General features: G+C 54.6%; 17 protein-coding genes and 3 pseudogenes. 8 read left to right on the forward strand and 12 right to left on the reverse strand.

Features of this window, described 5'->3' with window-relative positions:
• Positions 1 to 87: 87 nt before the first annotated feature.
• On the reverse strand, positions 88 to 1,071 hold the full coding sequence (locus tag J2W17_RS04990; RefSeq protein WP_307330962.1) for an LLM class oxidoreductase: 984 nt from the start codon (positions 1,069 to 1,071) through the stop codon (positions 88 to 90).
• 751 nt (positions 1,072 to 1,822) lie between these two features.
• On the opposite strand from J2W17_RS04990, the gene J2W17_RS04995 reads away from it, so the two are divergent.
• Entirely contained in the window at positions 1,823 to 3,130 is a 1,308-nt protein-coding gene (locus J2W17_RS04995) for an OprD family porin (RefSeq protein WP_307330150.1), read from the forward strand.
• Between the two features lie 283 nt (positions 3,131 to 3,413).
• On the opposite strand, the gene J2W17_RS05000 is transcribed toward J2W17_RS04995, so the two are convergent.
• The 3 genes from J2W17_RS05000 to J2W17_RS05010 all read right to left on the reverse strand — a co-directional run bounded on the left by J2W17_RS05000 (position 3,414) and on the right by J2W17_RS05010 (position 6,018).
• Positions 3,414 to 4,433: a zinc-binding alcohol dehydrogenase family protein gene (locus J2W17_RS05000; protein WP_307330153.1), complete on the reverse strand. Its 1,020-nt coding sequence runs from the start codon at positions 4,431 to 4,433 to the stop codon at positions 3,414 to 3,416.
• A gap of 10 nt (positions 4,434 to 4,443) precedes the next feature.
• Positions 4,444 to 4,737 (reverse strand): putative quinol monooxygenase, encoded by a 294-nt coding sequence (locus J2W17_RS05005; RefSeq protein WP_307330157.1) that lies wholly within the window; start codon positions 4,735 to 4,737, stop codon positions 4,444 to 4,446.
• 189 nt (positions 4,738 to 4,926) lie between these two features.
• Positions 4,927 to 6,018, reverse strand: a complete 1,092-nt coding sequence (locus tag J2W17_RS05010) for an NADH:flavin oxidoreductase/NADH oxidase (RefSeq protein ID WP_084322895.1) — start codon at positions 6,016 to 6,018, stop codon at positions 4,927 to 4,929.
• A gap of 86 nt (positions 6,019 to 6,104) precedes the next feature.
• On the opposite strand from J2W17_RS05010, the gene J2W17_RS05015 reads away from it, so the two are divergent.
• Positions 6,105 to 6,407 carry an ArsR/SmtB family transcription factor gene (locus tag J2W17_RS05015; RefSeq protein WP_064680709.1) on the forward strand — a complete coding sequence of 101 codons (303 nt, stop codon included), beginning with the start codon at positions 6,105 to 6,107 and terminating at the stop codon, positions 6,405 to 6,407.
• Here J2W17_RS05015 and J2W17_RS05020 read toward each other — a convergent pair.
• Positions 6,404 to 7,402 carry a zinc-dependent alcohol dehydrogenase family protein gene (locus tag J2W17_RS05020; RefSeq protein WP_307330167.1) on the reverse strand — a complete coding sequence of 333 codons (999 nt, stop codon included), beginning with the start codon at positions 7,400 to 7,402 and terminating at the stop codon, positions 6,404 to 6,406. The genes J2W17_RS05015 and J2W17_RS05020 overlap by 4 nt on opposite strands.
• Before the next feature lie 103 nt (positions 7,403 to 7,505).
• Between J2W17_RS05020 and J2W17_RS05025 the strand changes: the two genes are divergently transcribed.
• Positions 7,506 to 8,393 (forward strand): LysR family transcriptional regulator, encoded by an 888-nt coding sequence (locus J2W17_RS05025; RefSeq protein WP_307330170.1) that lies wholly within the window; start codon positions 7,506 to 7,508, stop codon positions 8,391 to 8,393.
• A 96-nt stretch (positions 8,394 to 8,489) separates the two neighbouring features.
• Here the strand turns inward: J2W17_RS05025 and J2W17_RS05030 are convergent, their stop codons facing one another.
• Positions 8,490 to 8,795 (reverse strand): ArsR/SmtB family transcription factor, encoded by a 306-nt coding sequence (locus tag J2W17_RS05030; protein WP_047530947.1) that lies wholly within the window; start codon positions 8,793 to 8,795, stop codon positions 8,490 to 8,492.
• Positions 8,796 to 8,968: 173 nt separating this feature from the next.
• Positions 8,969 to 10,093 (reverse strand): alkene reductase, encoded by a 1,125-nt coding sequence (locus J2W17_RS05035; RefSeq protein WP_307330174.1) that lies wholly within the window; start codon positions 10,091 to 10,093, stop codon positions 8,969 to 8,971.
• Positions 10,094 to 10,679: 586 nt separating this feature from the next.
• Between J2W17_RS05035 and J2W17_RS05040 the strand changes: the two genes are divergently transcribed.
• Entirely contained in the window at positions 10,680 to 11,477 is a 798-nt protein-coding gene (locus tag J2W17_RS05040) for a CmcJ/NvfI family oxidoreductase (RefSeq protein WP_307330179.1), read from the forward strand.
• A gap of 231 nt (positions 11,478 to 11,708) precedes the next feature.
• Here J2W17_RS05040 and J2W17_RS05045 read toward each other — a convergent pair whose 3' ends face one another.
• The 4 genes and pseudogenes from J2W17_RS05045 to J2W17_RS05060 form a co-directional block, all read right to left on the reverse strand.
• Positions 11,709 to 12,809, reverse strand: a complete 1,101-nt coding sequence (locus tag J2W17_RS05045; protein WP_307330182.1) for a low temperature requirement protein A — start codon at positions 12,807 to 12,809, stop codon at positions 11,709 to 11,711.
• 519 nt (positions 12,810 to 13,328) lie between these two features.
• Positions 13,329 to 13,856 (reverse strand): DsbA family protein, encoded by a 528-nt coding sequence (locus J2W17_RS05050; RefSeq protein ID WP_010459441.1) that lies wholly within the window; start codon positions 13,854 to 13,856, stop codon positions 13,329 to 13,331.
• Positions 13,857 to 13,873: 17 nt separating this feature from the next.
• Positions 13,874 to 14,410: a redoxin domain-containing protein gene (locus J2W17_RS05055; RefSeq protein WP_064677812.1), complete on the reverse strand. Its 537-nt coding sequence runs from the start codon at positions 14,408 to 14,410 to the stop codon at positions 13,874 to 13,876.
• A 36-nt stretch (positions 14,411 to 14,446) separates the two neighbouring features.
• Positions 14,447 to 14,752, reverse strand: a pseudogene (locus J2W17_RS05060) (TolC family protein); the annotation flags it as partial.
• Here J2W17_RS05060 and J2W17_RS31055 point away from each other — a divergent pair.
• The 3 genes from J2W17_RS31055 (at position 14,734) to J2W17_RS05075 (ending at position 18,549) form a co-directional block, all read left to right on the forward strand.
• On the forward strand, positions 14,734 to 14,940 hold the full coding sequence (locus J2W17_RS31055; RefSeq protein ID WP_191654177.1) for a hypothetical protein: 207 nt from the start codon (positions 14,734 to 14,736) through the stop codon (positions 14,938 to 14,940). The pseudogene J2W17_RS05060 and the gene J2W17_RS31055 overlap by 19 nt on opposite strands.
• A gap of 240 nt (positions 14,941 to 15,180) precedes the next feature.
• A complete protein-coding gene (locus tag J2W17_RS05070; protein ID WP_373459963.1) occupies positions 15,181 to 17,946 on the forward strand; it encodes an ATP-dependent Clp protease ATP-binding subunit in 2,766 nt (921 codons plus the stop codon).
• A gap of 192 nt (positions 17,947 to 18,138) precedes the next feature.
• Positions 18,139 to 18,549: a phosphate-starvation-inducible PsiE family protein gene (locus tag J2W17_RS05075; protein WP_307330968.1), complete on the forward strand. Its 411-nt coding sequence runs from the start codon at positions 18,139 to 18,141 to the stop codon at positions 18,547 to 18,549.
• A 521-nt stretch (positions 18,550 to 19,070) separates the two neighbouring features.
• Here the strand turns inward: J2W17_RS05075 and J2W17_RS31060 are convergent.
• Positions 19,071 to 19,229: pseudogene (locus tag J2W17_RS31060) on the reverse strand (hypothetical protein); the annotation flags it as partial.
• On the opposite strand from J2W17_RS31060, the pseudogene J2W17_RS05085 reads away from it, so the two are divergent.
• A pseudogene (locus J2W17_RS05085) lies at positions 19,221 to 19,506 on the forward strand (PLP-dependent aminotransferase family protein); the annotation flags it as partial. The pseudogenes J2W17_RS31060 and J2W17_RS05085 sit on opposite strands and share 9 nt — an antisense overlap.
• Positions 19,507 to 19,513 lie beyond the last annotated feature (7 nt).

The following is a 19,513-nucleotide window of genomic DNA, read 5'->3' on the forward strand; positions in this document are numbered from 1 at the left end:
CAACCGATATTCCTTGCTCAGGTATCGACCTGATGATTCAACCTGTTGAACCGCACCACCTCGGCCGGCATGGAAGCGGCCGGCGTATCAATTCGCTTCAGGGCGCGGCTGTACTCCGAATTGCGGAACGATGTGAGTACCCAGCTCCTCTATGACTTCCGCAGCAGGGCGCTTTCCGTATTTGAGATTCAGGATAACGTGGTCCACTCCGATCTCCTCAAGCGACTCCAGCAAAAAACGGAGATGGTAGCGTCCAAGTTTGAACCCCAAATGAATGCGAGTGGGCGGCGTAGACGGGTTCTCATCGAGGTCGATGTAGAGCGACTGAGTGAAGGGCTTATAGACGGGGCCACATTGCTTCATGACCTCCTGCCGCCAATCTTCCACGATCATTCGCTGCATGTTCGGAATGCGTGGATAGTTGATCCATCCGACGCTTTCGCGCGCGATCCAATCCAGTGACTGGCGGCTATTGCCGGTCACGAACATTGGAATGACTTGGGTTGTGGGTTTCGGAATGAGGTCTGCGCCCCGCATCTCACCACCGCTCCAGCGAATGGGCTCAAAGCTGGTGCTGTGGGCTCTGCGAATCACCTCGTAGTGCTCCCGAAAGATTTCTCCGCGCCTTTCGGGATCGACGCCGAAAGCCGAAAACTCCACAGGACGATCGCCAGAGGCGACCCCCAGTATCAAGCGACCTGCGCTCAACTGATCAACGCTAGCTGATGCCTTGGCCGTGTGCAAAGGATGGTGTACAGGGATGGCAATGGATGCGGTGCCAAGCGCTATCTCCGACGTATGGGCAGCCATGTAGCCCAGGTAAACCCAAGGGTCGAACAGTTGGCCAACATCGCCGAAGCCAGGGTCCCGAAGAGGCACGTCGCGAAACCAGAGTGCGCAGAAGCCCAGCGCCTCCGCTCGTTTGGCCAATTCGACCTGGTTGAGCATGCTCGGAGTGTCCCCATCGAAGGCCTCCAAAGGAAAGAACAATCCAAGGCTCAAATGCCCCTGAGTGAAGGTTCGGCTGAACCCTCGGTGCTGCTGATAAGGAATCGTACTCGGCCGATACATACTCATCTTCCTCAATGGGAGAAACGTGAACAGCGCCTGTTTAAGAGGTGCTGAGGCATCGGTCGCTTGGGAACGACAGGTGGGGTAATGGGTGTAGTCTTCGCCCGTTGCGCCGTACATGCTGGTCGGGTCGACCGGAGTGCGGGGCCAGTTGCTGGCAATACGCGCGGGCAGGTCCGGATTGGCATTGAGCGGACGGTCAAAATAAATCAGATCGTTCCAACCCGATACATCGCCTGAGCAAAAGCATGGGGACCATCCAACAAGCGTAGGCGGCATTGCGGGGAACCGCCATGTTCGTCGTCCGTCTCGGTACCTGTCGCAGATGATTACACCGCAGTCTGGGCCTTGGGCGTCGTGATCGGCGCTCCGCGGGTTGCTATTGAGGACAGTCGTCAGGTCAGCCCGCTGAGCCTTTAGATACTCGACCGACAATTGTGTCCGGCCCCAGTCCTGAAATTCAGACGATAAGATAAATTTTCAGACCCCAACGCAGAACTCCATTTCCCCAGGCAAGGCAATCCCTGCGCCTTTCTCACACAATCGGCTCTAACGCTATCGCGCTGCATAACAGAAACAGGTGCGATGAGCGACTTTGGAACTTGCATTAACAATATTAACTTGATGCAGGAGGGGCTAGGTATCGTCGATTTCTCGTGTTTAGCAGGATATTAAGAATAATAAAAACGCGCACCTGGAAAATTTTGCGTTGCTTCTATTACTTGAAAATAACAAATGGAGCGCTATATAAGTGAGCAGAAAGAAAATTGCTGCAAGTTCGGTGTTTCTTAGTATCACCCTGAGTGCCCAGGCGCATGCTGACTTCCTAAGTGATAGTAAAGCCACCTTGGGAATGAGAAACTTCTACTTCAATAACGACAACCGCGATGGCATTGCCGCCCCTTCCAGAACCGAAGAATGGGCGCAGGGTTTCATGCTGGACTTCAAATCGGGCTATACCGACGGCATGGTTGGCTTTGGTGTCGATGGCCTCGGGTTGCTGGGGGTTACACTGGACAGCGGCCAAGGACGGCATGTCGGCAGCAGCATGATGCCTTCTGACAGTGACAACCGTGCCGTTGACGAGTGGAGCCGGCTGGGGCTGACCGGAAAAGTCAAAATGTCGAAAACTGAACTTCGCTACGGCACCTTGATTCCAAAACTCCCCATTCTGGTCGCCAACGATGGGCGCGTGCTTCCACAAACCTTCGAGGGCGGTCAAATCACCTCGAGCGAGTTCAAGGGGCTGACCTTGACTGGAGGTCGGATCGAACACGCAACAGGACGTGGTTCGAGCGATCAGACGGGGTTGGCCGTTGCTGGTGGTACGCGCGAAAGCAATCAGTTTGACTTCGCCGGGGGCGATTGGAACGTCACCAAGGATCTGACAGCTCAGTACTACTACGCCAGCCTCGATAATTACTATACACAGCATTTTTTGGGATTAATTCACACCCTTGCTCTCTCGGACAATCAGTCCCTTAAAACCGACCTGCGCTACTTCAAAACTGACTCGTCAGGTGCAAATAGCTCCGGTACGTCAGGCTACAGAATGAGTGGCTACACCAAAAACGGTGATGGAGAGATCGACAACCGTACCTGGAGTGCCGCGTTGATTTATACACTAGGTGGCCACGCGATTACTGCGGGGTACCAAAGTGTGTCGGACGGCAGCAACTTCACTCAACTCAGCCAGGGTAGCCTGGTAGACAAGGGCGCCGGTGGAGCAAGCCTGTATCTGTATACCGACCGCCTGATCCAAACTTTCACCCGCGCAGGCGAGCGCACAGCTTTCGGTCAGTATGCTTACGACTTCGCCGCTCTGGGTGTCCCTGGCCTGAAAGGATCGGTCATGTACCTCTCCGGCGATAACATTAAAACTACGTCAGGCGACAACCAAAAGGAATGGGAAAGAGACATTAGTCTGGACTACGTCCTTCAGTCGGGGGCGCTCAAAGGCGTCGGGTTCGGCTGGCGTAACGGCAAGTCCAACAGCGAAGCGGCTCGTAGCGTAGATCAGAATCGTGTTTTTGTAAGCTATAGCCTTCCGCTTCTCTAACTATTGTCATGAGCGGTGAATTCCCAGCTTTGTTTTTGTTTACAGAGCTAATGATGGACTCAGTCGTCTTGTTCCACTTGAAGAGCTTGGCAAGCGCTGCGGGCGCTGAGACCTGGAACTGATGGCTGACCTCTTTGGGCGTTAATCCCTCCGCCAATAACAGCAGAATTTTGGCCCGCAGCCCAAGACGTTGCCCCAGCCAGCCCATCCGCGACCAGCCTTGTAGTGTGGCGTGGTCAAATCGCATTAAAACGAATGGGGCGGCGGGTTTGTCTACACCCTCTTAGAAGCCTTCCAGCACGACCTTGCCCTTCGCCTTGCCGCTTTCCAGCAGAGCATGGGCACGACGAAGATTTTCTGCGCTGATGCGCCCGTAGTTGTCGCCAACGGTGGTGCGCAAGTCACCCGCATCAATGCGCCGCGAAACTTCGTTGAGGATGTTGTGCTGCTCCTGCATGTCCTCTGTCTCGTAAAGCGAGCGGGTGTACATCAGCTCCCAGTGCAACGACAGGCTCTTGCGCTTGAGCGGTACGGCGTCCAGCGTGGCCGGGTCATCGATCAGGCCCAGCTTGCCCTGAGGCTTCAGTGATTCGATGATTTGCTCGTAGTGCCGATCGGTCTGGGTCAGGCTAGCGACATGGCTGACTTGTGCGATACCGATGCGCTTGAGCTCCTCGCTGAGTGGCTTGGTATGGTCGATGACATGATGCGCACCAAGCTCGGTGACCCAGGTCTGGGTTTCAGGGCGCGAAGCCGTACCAATGATCGTCAACCCGGTTAGCTGACGCGCCAGCTGAGTCAGGATTGAACCCACCCCGCCTGCAGCGCCGATGATCAGCAGCGTTTCGCCCCGGTCGGTGGTATCGCGTGCAACACCGAGGCGATCAAACAGTAATTCCCAAGCGGTCAAGGAAGTCAGTGGCAATGCCGCAGCCTTGCTGAAATCCAGCGACTGGGGCATTGAGCCGACGATACGCTCGTCCACCAGTTGCAGCTCACTGTTGCTGCCCGGGCGGATCAGCGATCCGGCGTACCAGACCTTGTCACCGGGCTTGAATAGCGTCACGTCGCTGCCGACCGACTTGACCACGCCGGCAGCGTCCCAACCGAGGATGCGCGGCTGGCTTTCGTCCTCGTGCGGTACGTAGCCCTGCCGCACCTTGGTATCGACAGGATTGACCGATACGGCCTTTACCTCTACGAGCAAGTCGCGCGGCCCCGGCACTGGCTCGGGAATATCGATCTCCACCAAGGCGTCGGGATGTTCAATAGGCAGGCATTTGAAGTGTGCAATGGCTTTCATTCGAAGATCCTCAGGAGATGCGATACATTTTCGTGATGGTGAGCTTTTCAGCAGCACGTTCGATGAAAGGGAGCGCTGCCTGAAAATGCGGTGTCGCTTCGTGATCAGTCAGCGCCGCTTCGTCCCGCCACTGCTCGATCATGTGGAAAGTGCGAGCCTGCTCGGCATCACGATGGAAGTCGTACTGGATACAGTCCGCTTCGCCTCGGCTTGGGCCTTGCAGGCCCTGCAGCGTTTGCTCGAACTCGGCTTCGAAGCCGGCCTTGGCGACCAAGGTGGCAATCAGTGTCAGAGGGGTGGTCATCAAACCTCCTGTCTGTGTGCGATATAAAGAGGGAGCGCATTGGCTGGCACGGAGTATCGAAGATGTCCATGCCGGCCATGCGGCCAAAAACCTGAATCCGGGTGAGAGCGCGACAACAATCTTGCCCGCTTGGGCATTCGACCAAGTTGATAGCCCTAAGGCCATGCGAGCGCCCTCGCTCCGGCGGGATCACCTGTAGCGTTCAAGCCAATGGGCATAGGGAGCGGGCAGGGTCCAGGCAGCACGCTCTACACCCAGCGCCTGGGCGGCTGAATAGGACCAGTTGGGATTGCCCAGGTGCGCCCGGCCAATCATCGCCAGGTCCAGTTGACCACTCTTCACCGCTTCTTCGGCGACGCTCGGCGTGCCGAAGCCCCATGCCGAGGCCACCGCAATCCCCGCCTCGCGCCGTACACGCTGGGTAACTTCGCCCATGAAACCGGGGGCCCAAGGAATGTTGGATTCAGGGATGGTGAACCCGATACTGACGCTGAGTAAGTCCAATCCACCGTCCTTGAAACGACGTGTCAGTTCGATAGCCTCTGACAAGGTCTGTTCATCCCGACCGTCGTATTCGATGACACCCAGACGAGCGGTCAGCGGCAAGTGCTCTGGCCATACTTCGCGAACCGCCGCCAGTGTTTCCAGCAGAAAGCGGCTACGGTTATCGAAATTTCCGCCATAGGCGTCGTCACGAAGGTTGGAGTGTTCAGAGAGGAATGACTGGGCCAGATAGCCATGGGCGAAATGCAGTTCCAACCACTCGAAGCCGGCTTCACGTGCACGGCGAGCGGCGGAGACAAAATCCTCGCGCACTCGGGCGATATCCTCCAGCGTCATGGCTTTCGGCTGCTTGGCGAGATGAGCGCCAAAGGCAACAGCCGACGGGGCGATGGTCTGCCAGCCACGCAAATCATCCTCGCCGATATGATCGTCACCTTCCCAAGGACGGTTCGCACTAGCCTTGCGCCCCGCGTGGGCAATCTGGATACCTGGCACTGCGCCGGCAGCCTTGATCGATTGCACCACCGGCACGAAGGCACGAGCGAGCTCATCATTCCAGATACCAGCGCAGCCAGGCGTGATCCGTCCTTCGGGTGACACGGCGGTCGCCTCGACAACCACCAGTCCCGCCCCGCCACGCGCGAGGGTGGCATAGTGCACAGTGTGCCAATCGTTGATCAGGCCATCATTGGCCGAGTACATGCACATGGGGGGAATCGCGATCCGGTTGCGAAGGGAGACATCCTTGAGCGTGAAAGGTTGGAACAGTGCAGACATCAGGTTTTTTCTCCGAGGGATACTATTACTGTTGTTCGATAATATTCGAACTATTGACCTAGAGCAAACCCGTGTATGATTCGCTCATGCGCCCCTTCAAACACCTTCCTCTCAGCGAATTCGTTCTTGAGCGTCTGTTTTACGCCTTGAGCGACCCTGTACGCCTGGAGATTGTCCGGCGCCTCGCCGAGCTGGGAGAGGCCAGCTGCGGCGACCTGGACGGTGGCCGCGCGAAGTCCACCATGTCCCATCATTTTCGGGTGCTGCGAGATGCCGGCTTGGTTCAAACCCAGACCATCGGCACGACCCACATGAACTCGTTGCGTAGAGAAGACTTGAGTAACCGTTTTCCGGGCCTGCTGGAAACGATCCTGTCCCAGCACGACTAAGCCTGTCGCTCAATGACGACTTTGCCAATGGCACGGCCTGACTCAAGGCGATCATGTGCCGCGCTGACACCCGTAGCAGTGAAGTCATGGCGCTCATCGATCAGTGGTTTAACCAGGCCGCGATCAACCAGTGCGGCCAGTCTTTGCAGGATCTCGCCATGGTGCTTGCGGCCTTCGTTATGAATGATCGAAATAGCCATGAATACAAAGTCGAGTCTCAATGCCTTAAAGTGCATTTCGGTCAGATCGTAGCTGTCGTAACCGATGATCGAGACAACATGGCCCTTAAGCTTCGCGGCTTTCAGTGAGTTTTCTAAGACCTCACCGCCCAAGGTATCGAAGACCGTATCGAATCCTTTTCCTTCGGTGATTCGCTGACTGTATTCCTGGGGCGTCTCGCTGTTATAAAAAATAATCTCATCGGCGCCCAGTTGACGGGCAATTTCCGCTTTTTCTGGCGTTGAAACCGTCGTCGATACCCTGGCCCCCAGGACCTTGGCCAATTGAATGCCTATGTGCCCAACACCACCGGTGCCACCATGCACCAAGACGTTGTCATTGGGTTTGATCGAGGCTCGGTCGATCAGCGCCTCCCAGGCCGTAATTGCCACGAGCGGCAAGCTGGCTGCTTCGCCAAAAGAGAGCGACTTGGGTTTTAGAGCAAGCATCTCAGCATCGGCCTCCATCTGATCTGCCAGCGCACCGGGAATCCCCACGATGCCGCCGAAACAGCCATAGACTTCATCGCCTACGTTAAAGCGGGTCACACCAGCACCAACGGAGCTGGCCACCCCTGAAACATCGATGTGAAGAATTGCCGGAAAAGTCAGACCGGCCGTACCTTCGCTGCCCCGACGAATTTTCGTGTCCACTGGATTCACGCTTGTCGCCCGCACGTCGATAATCACATGACCTGGGCGGGCAACGGGGTTTTCCGTATTAATTTCTACAAAAAGGTCTGAGTTACCATGCTGATTTATCACAATGGCTTTCAAGGCTTAAACTCCGAGGAACAATAGGCCAACAAATTTATCATCAGTAATATGGGATAAATACGCTAGAATTATTGAATCTTTCGGTCCTTTTGGTTGGTAATAAATGCTGGATTCCATTGATGAATTGCGGTTGTTTATTGCTATTTTCGAGGAGGGTTCCATCCGCGCAGCGTCCGAACGAATGGGGATGACTGCCGCAGGCGCAAGCAAGCGTCTTCTGGCCCTTGAAGACAGCGTTGGTCGGAGACTTTTTAACCGCACCACCCGCAAGCTAAGTCCCACTTCGGACGGTGAGAAGCTTTATCAACACGCACTAAGCATCCTGGAAAGCGTCGAAAAAGCGGAGCGAGGATTTTTCCAGAAAACCGAGATTACCGGTCATCTACGCATAACCGCTTCCGCAACATTTGCCCAAGGTTATTTATCGAGCGTCGTGAGCAGTTATCTCAAACGCTACCCGGGCGTTATCGTTGATTTACACCCGACAGATCAACTGGTTGATTTGGCCGCCCATGGTACCGACCTTGCGATTCGGCACGGAGTAATGGCCGATTCATCCCTGATCGCGCAGAGGATTTCTGCGTCCCGACGTCTGATTTGCGCCGCCCCCCAATTTTGGGAAAAACAGGGTATGCCTACCTCTCCAAAAGACTTAACCACGCTGGACGGCCTCATCGTCGGAAAAGATTCCAGTTGGACCATGTCCCGAGGAGGCGTTAAAAAAACATGCAAAATACGCAACCGTTTTTCATCCAGTTTGGGGGAAGTGGTTCGCCAGATGGCAATAGATGGGCATGGAGTAGCGCTGCTGATGGACTGGCATATACGAGATGATCTTGATTCAGGAAAGCTGGTGGAGGCATTTTCCGATTGGGCCATTGAGCCGCCGGTGGGAATCTATGCGGTATACCCTTCAAGAGAAAACATCGCTCCGACTGTTCTCAGTTTTGTTGCTCATCTCAAAGAGTGGGTCGCGGCCCACCCCGTTTAAACTGAGCGCTGATGGGCGACAATCCACCTTTTGAAGCGCTTTCGTTAAGGGAAAGCTTTGGGCGCCGCCGGTAAACGGTCCTCGGGTAGCCTGGACCTAGATCTTTTCTTGCAGCGCTTTGAAAAAGGCATCGATATTTTCGTCGTGACGTTTGTAATAGGTCCAAGGGCCTATCCGCTGCGAGGTTACCAGGTGCGCGCGCTGCAGGGTTGTGAGGTAAAGCGATGTAGTGGACTGCGAAAGGCCTGTGCGCTCCTGGATGATGCTGACGCACACGCCTACTGTTTCCGGGTCGACTTCCTGCTCGGGAAAGTTCGTCCTGGGATCCTTGAGCCAATTGAGGATGTCAAGGCGCGTCGGGTTCGCCAAGGCTTTCAGGGCTTCGTTGATGTCAATGTTCATAAAATTGGTGATACCTGTTTTTCGCGATATTGCGATATCTTCGTCGTTCGCACGGAGAATTGGAAGGCACCCAAAGTGACCTCTGCGTCCGTTTGTTGCCAGGCAAGATGTTCCCCTTCCTCGGTCAGCAAGCGTAAGCCGCGCCCTGGAGTCTGGGACGCGGCGCGGATTGCTCAGGGGCGATAGCTCGGATAGTCGGTGTAGCCCTTGTCGGTACCGCCATACATGCTTGTCGGGTCGACCGGATTGAGCGGCCAGTCGTTGGCGATACGGGCGGGCAGGTCGGGGTTGGCGATGAATGGACGACCAAACGCGATCAGATCGCCCCAACCCGCCTGGATGACACGATTTCCGCGTTCAGCGGTGTACCTGCCGGCATAGAGAATCTTACCGCTGAAGATACTGCGAATATCTTCCCGGAACGCTTCAGGTAGATCGGGTGCGTTCTCCCAGTCGGCCTCGGCGAGCGACAGGTAGGCGACACCCACTTCCTCGAGAATCTTCACCGCTTCGACATAGGTTTGATGGGGATCTTTCTCGACCAGGCCGAGGTAGACGCGATCTTCATCGGTGGTCGCGAAGAGCGGGGCGAAGCGAACGCCCATACGCTCCTTGCCAACGACGCCAGCAACTGCCTGGGTGATTTCGCGCAGGAAGCGCAGTCGATTTTGCAACGAGCCACCATATTCATCATCACGCTGGTTTGTGTGGGCGGAAATGAACTGGTTCACCAGGTATCCGTTCGCGCAGTGCAGTTCCACCCCGTCGAACCCAGCGTCCAGGGCATTGCGGGCCGCCTGGGCATAGAGCTGGACCAGTTCTTTCACCTCTGCGGTGGAAAGAGCGCGCGGGATCGATGGATCGGCCAGTGCACCCGTGCCAGGGCCGGTCTCGATGAATACCTTGACGTTGTCCGCCTTTATGGCTGACGGCGCGACCGGCGCTTCACCGCCGGGCTGCAAGGACGTGTGCGACACGCGGCCGACATGCCAAAGTTGAGCGAAGATCACACCCCCTTCGGCGTGAACGGCGTCGGTGATTTTGCGCCAGCCTTCAATCTGCTCGGCGCTGTGAATGCCGGGAGTCCAGGCATAACCCTGTCCACGAGGCTCGATCTGGGTGCCTTCGGTCACCATGAATCCCGCGCCAGTACGCTGGCGGTAATACGTGGCCATGAGATCGTTCGGAATGTTGCCAGGCTGGGAGCTACGCGAACGGGTAAGCGGTGGCAAAACGATTCGATTCTTGAGGGTGTAGGGCCCCAGCTGTGCGGTTTTGAAGAGCGCGGTCTGTGTCATTTCATTTACCTGCATATATAGAAATATCGATGTATCAAGCTAAATGGATGCGGCTCCACGGGATCAGAGCAAACCGTAAGGCGCTTCGTTGAGGTGTTTACCCACATCTTCTGCATTTGGCGCTTCCTGAGATAAGGGGGGTGGCTTCGAACTCAGACTATTTGCGATATCGAGATATGTCAATATCTAGTTTTTTCTTTCTCAATTTTGTCAGCTATCGCAGGTTGCTCAGATCGAGATACTGATCAACGCTGCGCAAAAGATGATGTGTTGGGATGCGATCTTCCATCCGGATATCCACCGTATTTGCGCTGCTGGTTCAGAACTTCGATGTAGTAGTCGCCCTAGGCGCGGGCCTGGAGTCCGACGCGCCAGTACTGGTCAAGCTGCACGTCGGTGCCGAGGTAGGTATGTCGTTTTCTACCGGTCGGGGACCATGCACCTCGGGGTGCATTTGAAAGTGTCCCTTGGAAGGCATACGATCGAGGATGAGGCAGTTTACAGGCAAGCTACAGCGCCGCCACGGTGACACCACGCCGAATGCGGTCAGCAGACCGGGAGGCGTTACTTGAAGTGCACAACTGATATGCCCGCTAGCGTCATCACAAAACTCACCTACCTGGTCAAGCACGATGCGAAGCCCTATGTGCATACCGAGGCTCTGACCGGTAACAGTGAACCGCACTATTTTGCTGAGCAGGAGGAGCGCGAGGTCACGATACACAACGGTCGTCCGTTAGCAGACCGCCTGTCTCTGGACAAGCAGGGGTTTGAACTCCATCGGCGGGATACGGTGGTCGACGATCTCTACGACGATACCTCAGTGGAAAGCATCTACTATGACGAGGTCAAGGCCTTGATCAAGGAGTTGACGGGCGCGAGCCGGGTCGTCATCTTCGACCACACCAGGCGCAGCGACGCCGAGCGGCGGGATATTCGCGGTCCAGCCAGCCGTGTGCATAATGACTACACCGACCGCTCGGGGCCTGAGCGTATTCGCGACGTGCTGGGTCAGGATCAGGCCGGCGCACTGGTGTCGGTGGCCCAGATTAACCTCTGGCGCCCGATGAGCGGGCCCGTCAAGCGCTCACCGCTGGCCGTGCTGGATGCCTCGACGCTCGACCCCAATGACTTGCTGGCCACCGACCTGGTCTATCCGGATCGTATCGGTGAGATCTACCACCTGGCCTACAATCCGCAACAACGCTGGTACTATTTTCCGGACATGCGCCGTGACGAAGTCTTGCTGATCAAGGGGTATGACTCACGTCACGACGGCCGTGCCCGCTTCACGCCCCATACCGCCTTCAAAGACCCCAATACGCCGCCGGGAGCCCCGCCGCGCGAGAGTATCGAAGTTCGCACCCTGGCCTTCTTTGATTAGGTTTTTGCCGCTTGGCGCGGGCCTCCCGCCGCGCGGTGTTTCCCCCCCCGTGCTTTACCATGCGACCACCCGCTTCTCGTTGGTAGGGATGTATAGCGACTGAGTGAAGGGTTTGAACAGCTAACCACATTCAGCACGATCCGCAGTGCGCCAGTCCTCGACAATCAGCTGCTGAGTCTTTGGTGCGCGCGGATAGCTGATCCATCCGTGATATGGCCCAACTTTAAAGATTCAACGATACCTGAAGTTTAATAAAACATAACAGATCATGGTTGCTGTCAGGCCGACCAATATGTACTCGACGCGGGGTAGGAATATAACCAAACCACCTAGAGAAAACACGATCAAGGTGTTTTGTAGTATGTATTTCCTTATTTTAGGTACCGCTATGAAGTAGCCATATTGCTTGCCTAAGAAAAATAAAGCCATGCCGATGATTGACGTAATCTGGAAATCGCGCATCGCAATGTCATTCAGGATCGCATGCCTGATCAAATTTGCGAGAAGTGCTAGCCCCATAAATAGAAAAAGGTGCGAGTAGATTAAGGAGTGTCCACTCATACTACTTTCATTTTTGCTCAGCAGGTAAAAGCTATCAAAATAGATCCACCAGATACTGCAAATCATGATAAATCCGGTGATTGCCGCCATCACATTATAACGATCCCATTGAATGTCAGATAACCCTCCAGAAAGGCTAATTACCGACTCGCCCAATAAGATGAGGGTGAGTAAACCTAGTCGTTCAACCAAGTGTTCTGTATGTGCGGGCAATGGCTTTAGCTTACCCCAAGAAAATAGAGGGAGCAGAATGTCAAGTAAAATCCCAATGTAAGCGACAAGGTAACGCATAGGTGGGTCAAAAAGAATGGATGAAAGACTAACAACTGCGCTAACTAACAGGGCGAAGCCAAGCCTGGAGGAGAATTCGCTACGGTGATCGAATTTATTTATGGACGAAATGTACATAATACTGATGATGGCACGTATACCGAAATAGCAGGCAATAACAAGCGCATAGTTTACTTCCAATTCTTCCCCAATCCGTGCAGACAGCACAATGAGCAGCAACATTAAAAATAATGTTGCCAAACGGTGAAGGTTACTGTCTGTATCAAACCTATTTGAGTAAATCGTGTGGCTGGACCAGATCCACCATAATGGAACAAAAAGCAATAAAAATGTCCATAATTGCTCCTGTTCAAAGTGGCCGTGATGAAGATGCCCGAGAGTATGCGTAACCTTGCCAATTGCTACAACAAAAATCAGGTCAAAAAACAACTCTAACCATGTGGCGTGTCGATTTTTTTCATAATACTTCAAAGATTTCATTCGCTGCTGGCTCCGTGTGCACCTCTTTAATGTAGAAGGAAACTAACGGATAAGCGAACGGGTGGACGGGTATAGGCGTCAACCTTGGGGGCGGTCGCAAAAACTGAGTGCAACACCTGACCTAGTCCACCACCACGTCTGTTAGTACGGTCAATACAGAATCCAGCGTGCCATCGGGCCGATAGCAACATTTCGCACGGGCGGACCTTAGCGGGCAACTGGGCTGCTGTTCCGCCAACCATTCATTCAGCGCCTCGACCAGGACACGGGCCTCGACTATGGAATCTTCCGAGCTGTCAAAAATTAACATCGCCATTTTTTATGTCCTCGGTTCGCTGGGCTGATATTTTCGTGCCGCTGCTTTATGAGCGATGCTTATCGTTGGCAGCACCGTGGATTCTTCAATCTCCCGTATTGAAATATTATCGAACGCACACCTGGTGCGCTGCGCAATGGGGCACGTTCGCCCTCGGCTACGGTGTGGGTGATGCCAAGCGATTTCACTATCTAGCGATTTCGTCAACTCACTAACGAAAGCTCAATCATCTGACTCATCTCGGTGAACTCTGGAGCCCCGTCATAGCGAAGCCCGTCAATGTAAAACGCTGGGGTGCCATTCACGCCGCTCCGTACGCCGCCATTAAAATCGGATTTTATTTTGGGTACGTAGGTACCGTCTTGCATGGCAAGATAGAGTTCTTCGTCGGAGAGGCCATGTTTTAGAGCGATGGCCCGAAACAGCGGCAGGCCCAATCGATCCTGATTTTCATACAATTCGTCGTGCGCCTCCCAGAAGAATCCTCGACTCCCGGCAAACTCAGCGGTGACAGCTGCAGCCATCGCATGCGGGTGAGCAGTGGTCAGTGGAAAATTACGGAACACGAACAGCAAATCATCGCGAAAATGCTGTTGCAGATTCTTGACTATCCAATACGCTTCAGCGCAATAGGGACATTGATAGTCGCCAAATTCCACCAGTGTGACCTTGGCATGCGCACTTCCCTGGCGATGGTCGCTGGCACTTACCGGGACTTTGAGAGTGGCCATGGGATCACCTGTTAATTTTAGGTTGGCGTGCTTTGTGATGAATTAGCCAGAGCATCCAGCGCATCCAGAATGCCGTCCGCCCCCGGATTGATTGCCATCGGGGAGACGTAGCTCCAGGCGACCACCCCCTCCTTGTCAATCACGAACAGCGCCCGCTTACAAACCCCCAGGTGGGACTCGTAGGCTCCATACTGCCGCGCCACAGCCCCTTTGGGCTCGAAATCGGCCAGCAGGCTGAAGTGAAAACTCCGATCTTTGGCAAAGGCCTGATGACACCAGGCGCTGTCAACTGAGATACCCAGTAGCGTCGCACCGTATTCTCTGAATGTGGGTAGCAACTGGTTGTACAAAGTCAGTTGGTCGCCACAAACCGAGGTCCAGTCTGCGGGATAAAACGCCAGTATCACGGGATTTCCCTTTAGCTCGCGTAGCGACAACTGCTGATCAGGGGTTGCGTACAGAGTGAAGTCGGGCGCGACAGTGCCGGCCGGCAGCGGCCCCTGAACCAGGTCGCCATTCGTTTCTTTCGCATCATCCAATTCTGACGTGTGCATGGCTTGAGCCCTTATAGATGGGCGGTTGGGGTCTGCTCAGCGGGATACGACTTGCCCGGGGGGATAACTCCATCCACCGCCAAGTGATTTATAAATGGCGACGATGCCTCGATACACCTCGTTTGAGGCCTGAGCCTGAGTGTCTTCGGTTGCGAGACGTTCACTATCCGCATCAAGAAGCACGAGGAGATCCGCCGTGCCTTCGCGGTATTGGATTGAGGCCAGGTTGGCAGCGGAAAGGCTGGATTCGCTCTGACGCACCATTGACTATAGTCGTTGTTGGCGCTTGCCGTAATCGCTGAACGCGTTCTCCGTTTCCTCCAATGCCGGCAAGACCTCGCGCGCTCGTTCTTTTGCTGTCATTTTCGGCGGCTTTTTTATCCGATGGTTTTGGTGCGAACCGCAATCATGTCCTTGCTGATCGATTCGCCCCTGCGAATTCCGACATCGAAGCGTTGCTCGATCACGCTGGTGATACCATAGCCTCATTTGCTGATGAGTTGGTGGTTTACGACTGGCGGTATTTTTGAGCACAAATTTATCAGACGTCGTTCGTCGGTATCCTGGGTCGCCCATAGCGTGTTTTGATGAGATCCGACTATCGTTATTGGATGGCGTCGTCTGCCGAGACTGCCATTCCCTCCAACGTAATCGTCTTCCTGAGCAATCTCAGCGTATTGCGGATCTCATGCCCCTGTTGCTTGAGCATCGTTTACGGGGCCGTAGATCCATCTGAATGAGTCCGTGTTATCCATCTTTGGAGACAACTCATCATGGCTACTCTCTGTGAAATATGTAATGCGAGACCCGCTGTAGCGCGAGTGACCGTATCGCAAAATGGCCAAGCCAGGACAATGTCCATTTGCGACCACGATTACCGTCAACTCTTACGCCATCAAAGCATGTTGAATCCATTCGACTCTCTGCTGGGCGGGGGTGTGTCCCGCTTTTTCGACAGCATGGGCGGAGCAAAGGATCAAGCGGGTGATGACTTCAGGCTCTCTGCGCAAGTGCCTCGAGAATCTGTCGATGCAACCGATGCATTCAGTTCCCAGACGCTGGAAATCCTGCAACGCGCGGGTGAGAAAGCCCATGAGCTCAATCGTAGCGAGCTCGATACTGAGCATTTGTTGTATGTGCTTGCGGATACCGATGTGGGTACGGCGTTGCTTAAGGAGCTGAAGCTTTCTCCGGACGAGATCAAAGGCTACATCGATCAACATGCTCAGAGGGGCACAGCGGAGGCCCAGGCCCCGGTGGACCAGATGAGCATTTCGCCACGGTTAAAGAAAGTTTTCAATTTTGCGTTCCAGGCATCTCGTGATTTAGGACATTCGTACGTTGGCCCAGAGCATTTGTTGATCGGGCTTGCCTCTGTACCAGAAAGTATCGCCGGGACATTGCTTAAAAAATACGGCGTAACGCCTGAAGCCTTGCGGCAGAAGGTGGTAAAGGTGGTGGGTAAGGGGGCTGAGGATGGGCGAGTCGACACCCCGACGGGAACACCGACACTCGACAAGTTCGGTCGCGACCTGACGTCATTGGCTCGTGAGGGCAAACTGGATCCCGTACTGGGACGCGCGCAGGAAATCGAAAATACCATTGAGGTGCTGGCGCGGCGCAGAAAGAACAATCCGGTTCTTATCGGCGAACCTGGCGTCGGTAAAACAGCCATCGTTGAAGGGCTTGCACAACGAATAGTGAAGGGCGATGTCCCTGAGATTTTGCGTGGCAGACGGCTTGTTGAAGTCAATCTGAACTCAATGGTTGCGGGCTCTAAATATCGTGGTGAATTTGAGGAGCGAGCCAAGCAATTGCTTGATGAAGTCGCCGCAAAAAGCTCGGAGCTTATTCTGTTCATCGATGAGTTACACACGATCGTTGGCGCGGGGCAGGGTGGTGAGGAGGGCGGCCTGGATATTGCCAACGTACTGAAACCCGCATTGGCACGCGGGGAGCTTAGTTTGATCGGTGCGACGACACTCAATGAGTATCAAAAGCACATCGAAAAAGACGCAGCGCTTGAACGACGTTTTCAGCCTGTGCTGATAGCCGAGCCCACCGTCGAACAGACCATCATTATCCTGCGTGGGCTGCGCGATAAGCTTGAGGCTCACCATCAGGTCACATTCGCCGATGAAGCATTTGTGGCGGCAGCAGAGCTGTCGGATCGTTACATCACCTCGCGCTTTTTGCCGGATAAAGCCATTGACCTGATCGATCAGGCAGCCGCCCGCGTTCGAATCAGTTCCTCCTCGAGGCCGGCTGGCATTCAGGAGCTGGAAGCGGAAATCACGCAACTTAAACGTGAACAGGATTATGCATCCTCCCGTAAACGTTTTGATGAATCCAAAGGCTTCGAAGAACGCATTGGTCAAAAACAAGCGCAACTGGGAGAGGAAACAGAAGCCTGGGAGCGCAAGACAGGTTCCGAAACTCTTGAGGTGACCCTGGAGTCAATTGCAGAGGTGCTGTCCCGTCTCACCGGTATTCCTGTGACCGAGCTTACGCAAGAAGAGCGTCAAAAATTGTTGAATATGGAAGAGACGTTGCGTGATCGGCTGGTCGGGCAGGAAGATGCTGTCCTCGCGGTCAGCGATGCCGTTCGTTTGTCTCGAGCCGGCCTTGGCCAAGCGAACAGACCTATTGCCACGTTTCTCTTTCTTGGCCCTACGGGCGTCGGCAAAACTGAACTTGCCAAAGCGTTGGCGGAAACGGTGTTTGGTGACGAGCAATCCATCATTCGTATTGATATGTCGGAGTACATGGAGCGTCATGCGGTTGCTCGGTTGATCGGTGCGCCCCCCGGTTATGTGGGATATGACGAAGGCGGCCAGTTGACAGAGCGTGTCCGCCGCAAGCCCTACAGTGTGATTCTGCTCGACGAGATCGAGAAAGCGCATCCCGATGTGAGCAACGTATTGCTGCAGGTATTCGACGATGGGCGTCTAACGGACGGTAAGGGACGTGTCGTGGACTTCAGCAATACGATCATCATTGCCACCAGCAACTTGGGCTCTCCCATTATCATGGAGAATCTTGAGCGCCCCGAAGATGAACGCCTTACGGATAAAGCGTTACGTGATGAATTAATGGGCGTCCTGAAAGGGCATTTTCGTCCCGAATTCCTGAACCGTATTGATGACATCATCGTGTTCCATGCCCTTACCCGTGACAACATCCGATCGATTGTGAGCATTCAACTTGATCGGGTCATTCGAACCGCAGCTGCACAGAACATCACAGTGAAAATTGATGGCTCACTCATCGATCATCTGGCGGATGTTGGTTATCAGCCTGAGTTTGGCGCGCGCGAGTTGAAACGTCAGATTCGCCAGGCCGTCGAAACGCGGCTTGCGAAGGAAATGCTCGCTGGCAAGCTGCAAGCCGGCGACAGTGTTGAGTTGGGTTACGACACGGAACGTAGGGAAGTGGTCTTCAATAAAGTGGAGGTGGATGCGCCAAAGACCTCCGGAAAGAGTAGTCCGCCAGACCAGCCAGATGATCTGGCACCTACTGCGGAGACCGGGACTTAGCCCCATCACACTCACGTAACCTGGGAGCAGGCCTGTTGATCACGACGTGCAGTGGTGTACTGGATCCTCAAATGCCTGGACGAGCCCGGCGGACTGAAGACGCAAGTGTGGAGGGTTATCGTGTCAAAGCCTGATTCTGAAAGGCGTGAGCGCAACTCGACGCTGAAAAATTTCAGACTTCAGTGGGCGCTGATGAATGCTTACGAACGTTTCGAACAATTGGTTGTTATAGCGCTCAGTCTCATCATCGCGTCTGTGATTTTGATGGCGCTACTGCAGCTCTGTCGCAGGGTTGTGCCGTTGGTGATCGGTGGTGCGATTGACCCTCTAGATCACGATGTTTTCCAGGCCCTCTTTGGCTCAATCTTCACCGTGCTGATAGCCCTGGAGTTTAAGCATTCGATTGTGCGCCCGGCCCTACGACGCAACAGCATCGTTCAGGTTCGCACAGTGCTGTTGATCGCCTTGCTGGCGCTCAGCCGGAAGTTCGTTATTCTCGATTCTGCCGCTACGCCTGCGCTCACCATTGCCGCACTAGGATTTGCCACCCTGGTGCTCGGCATCGTCTGCTGGCTCTTACGAGAGTGTGATAAGGATGAATAGCTACAAGGGCTTCGCAATACCAACAATTTTCCACCGAGAGAACATCGAAGCCCGCCAGAAATGGCTCGACACCAAAAGCAAGATCAGCCGGTAAACGTGCTCAGATCGCAAAGTCGGTGGAAGGACTCCTTGCATGAGATGATCACCGGTGTGGCGTCGATGGTAGCGCTTACTGCCAGGATGGTTGTTTGATGCTGGGCGAGAGGCCGGTTGTGAATGAGGTCTCCGGCTTGTTCTGCCATGTCAATGAACCGTTGAGCTTCTCGTTGCAGCGCCTCTTTCACTTGCTCATGGCGGCCGTCAGCAAAGGGGTGAAACTTCTTGCAGGTGTAGCAGGCATAGACGGGATTGTAGGGGCAGTGGGTATGAACTGGCAGGGCGCAGGCACCGATGTTCCCGATGTACTGCGTATCGATGACGCCACGGATGGCTCTTTCTGGGGCTGTATTTCGACGCTGGACGACTTCCCCGGTCAAGAGACTGCGCATAATGCGTTGATTGGTGCCATGCTCAGCTTTGGGAGCCAGCGATTCCAGTATCTGCGCCAGCTGCACATGCAGTAATTGTTGGGAGGCTGCGCGGGACTCGATCAGTAGTGCGCAGGCGTTTTCTGATAGTTCGCGAACGAAAGCCGGCATGCCGGGCTTGTCCTGTACGGAGCGCATGCTACGTCGATCCATGCCGTCGTTTCGGGGATCTTAGACCTCAACTTCAATTACCCCGCATAGCCGGGTCAGGCAGACTCACTGCGAAGTGACTTGCGCTGACTGCCGTCTGATGGCGAACTAGAGGCCCTGCTGAGGTATCAACCTCATGGAGGGTGGGAGCCAGCATGAGCGAACTTCGATAGCTCGACATTTGAAAAGCTGGGGTCTGAACGTTGGTGATGAGCAATTGCTGATCCTGAACGTAGCTCAGCATGGGCTCGCGGTTACGGTCATGCAGCATTTCGCGCCTCTGTGAT

Source organism: Pseudomonas lini, from assembly GCF_030812475.1.
GTDB classification, from domain to species: Bacteria; Pseudomonadota; Gammaproteobacteria; order Pseudomonadales; family Pseudomonadaceae; genus Aquipseudomonas; species Aquipseudomonas lini_A.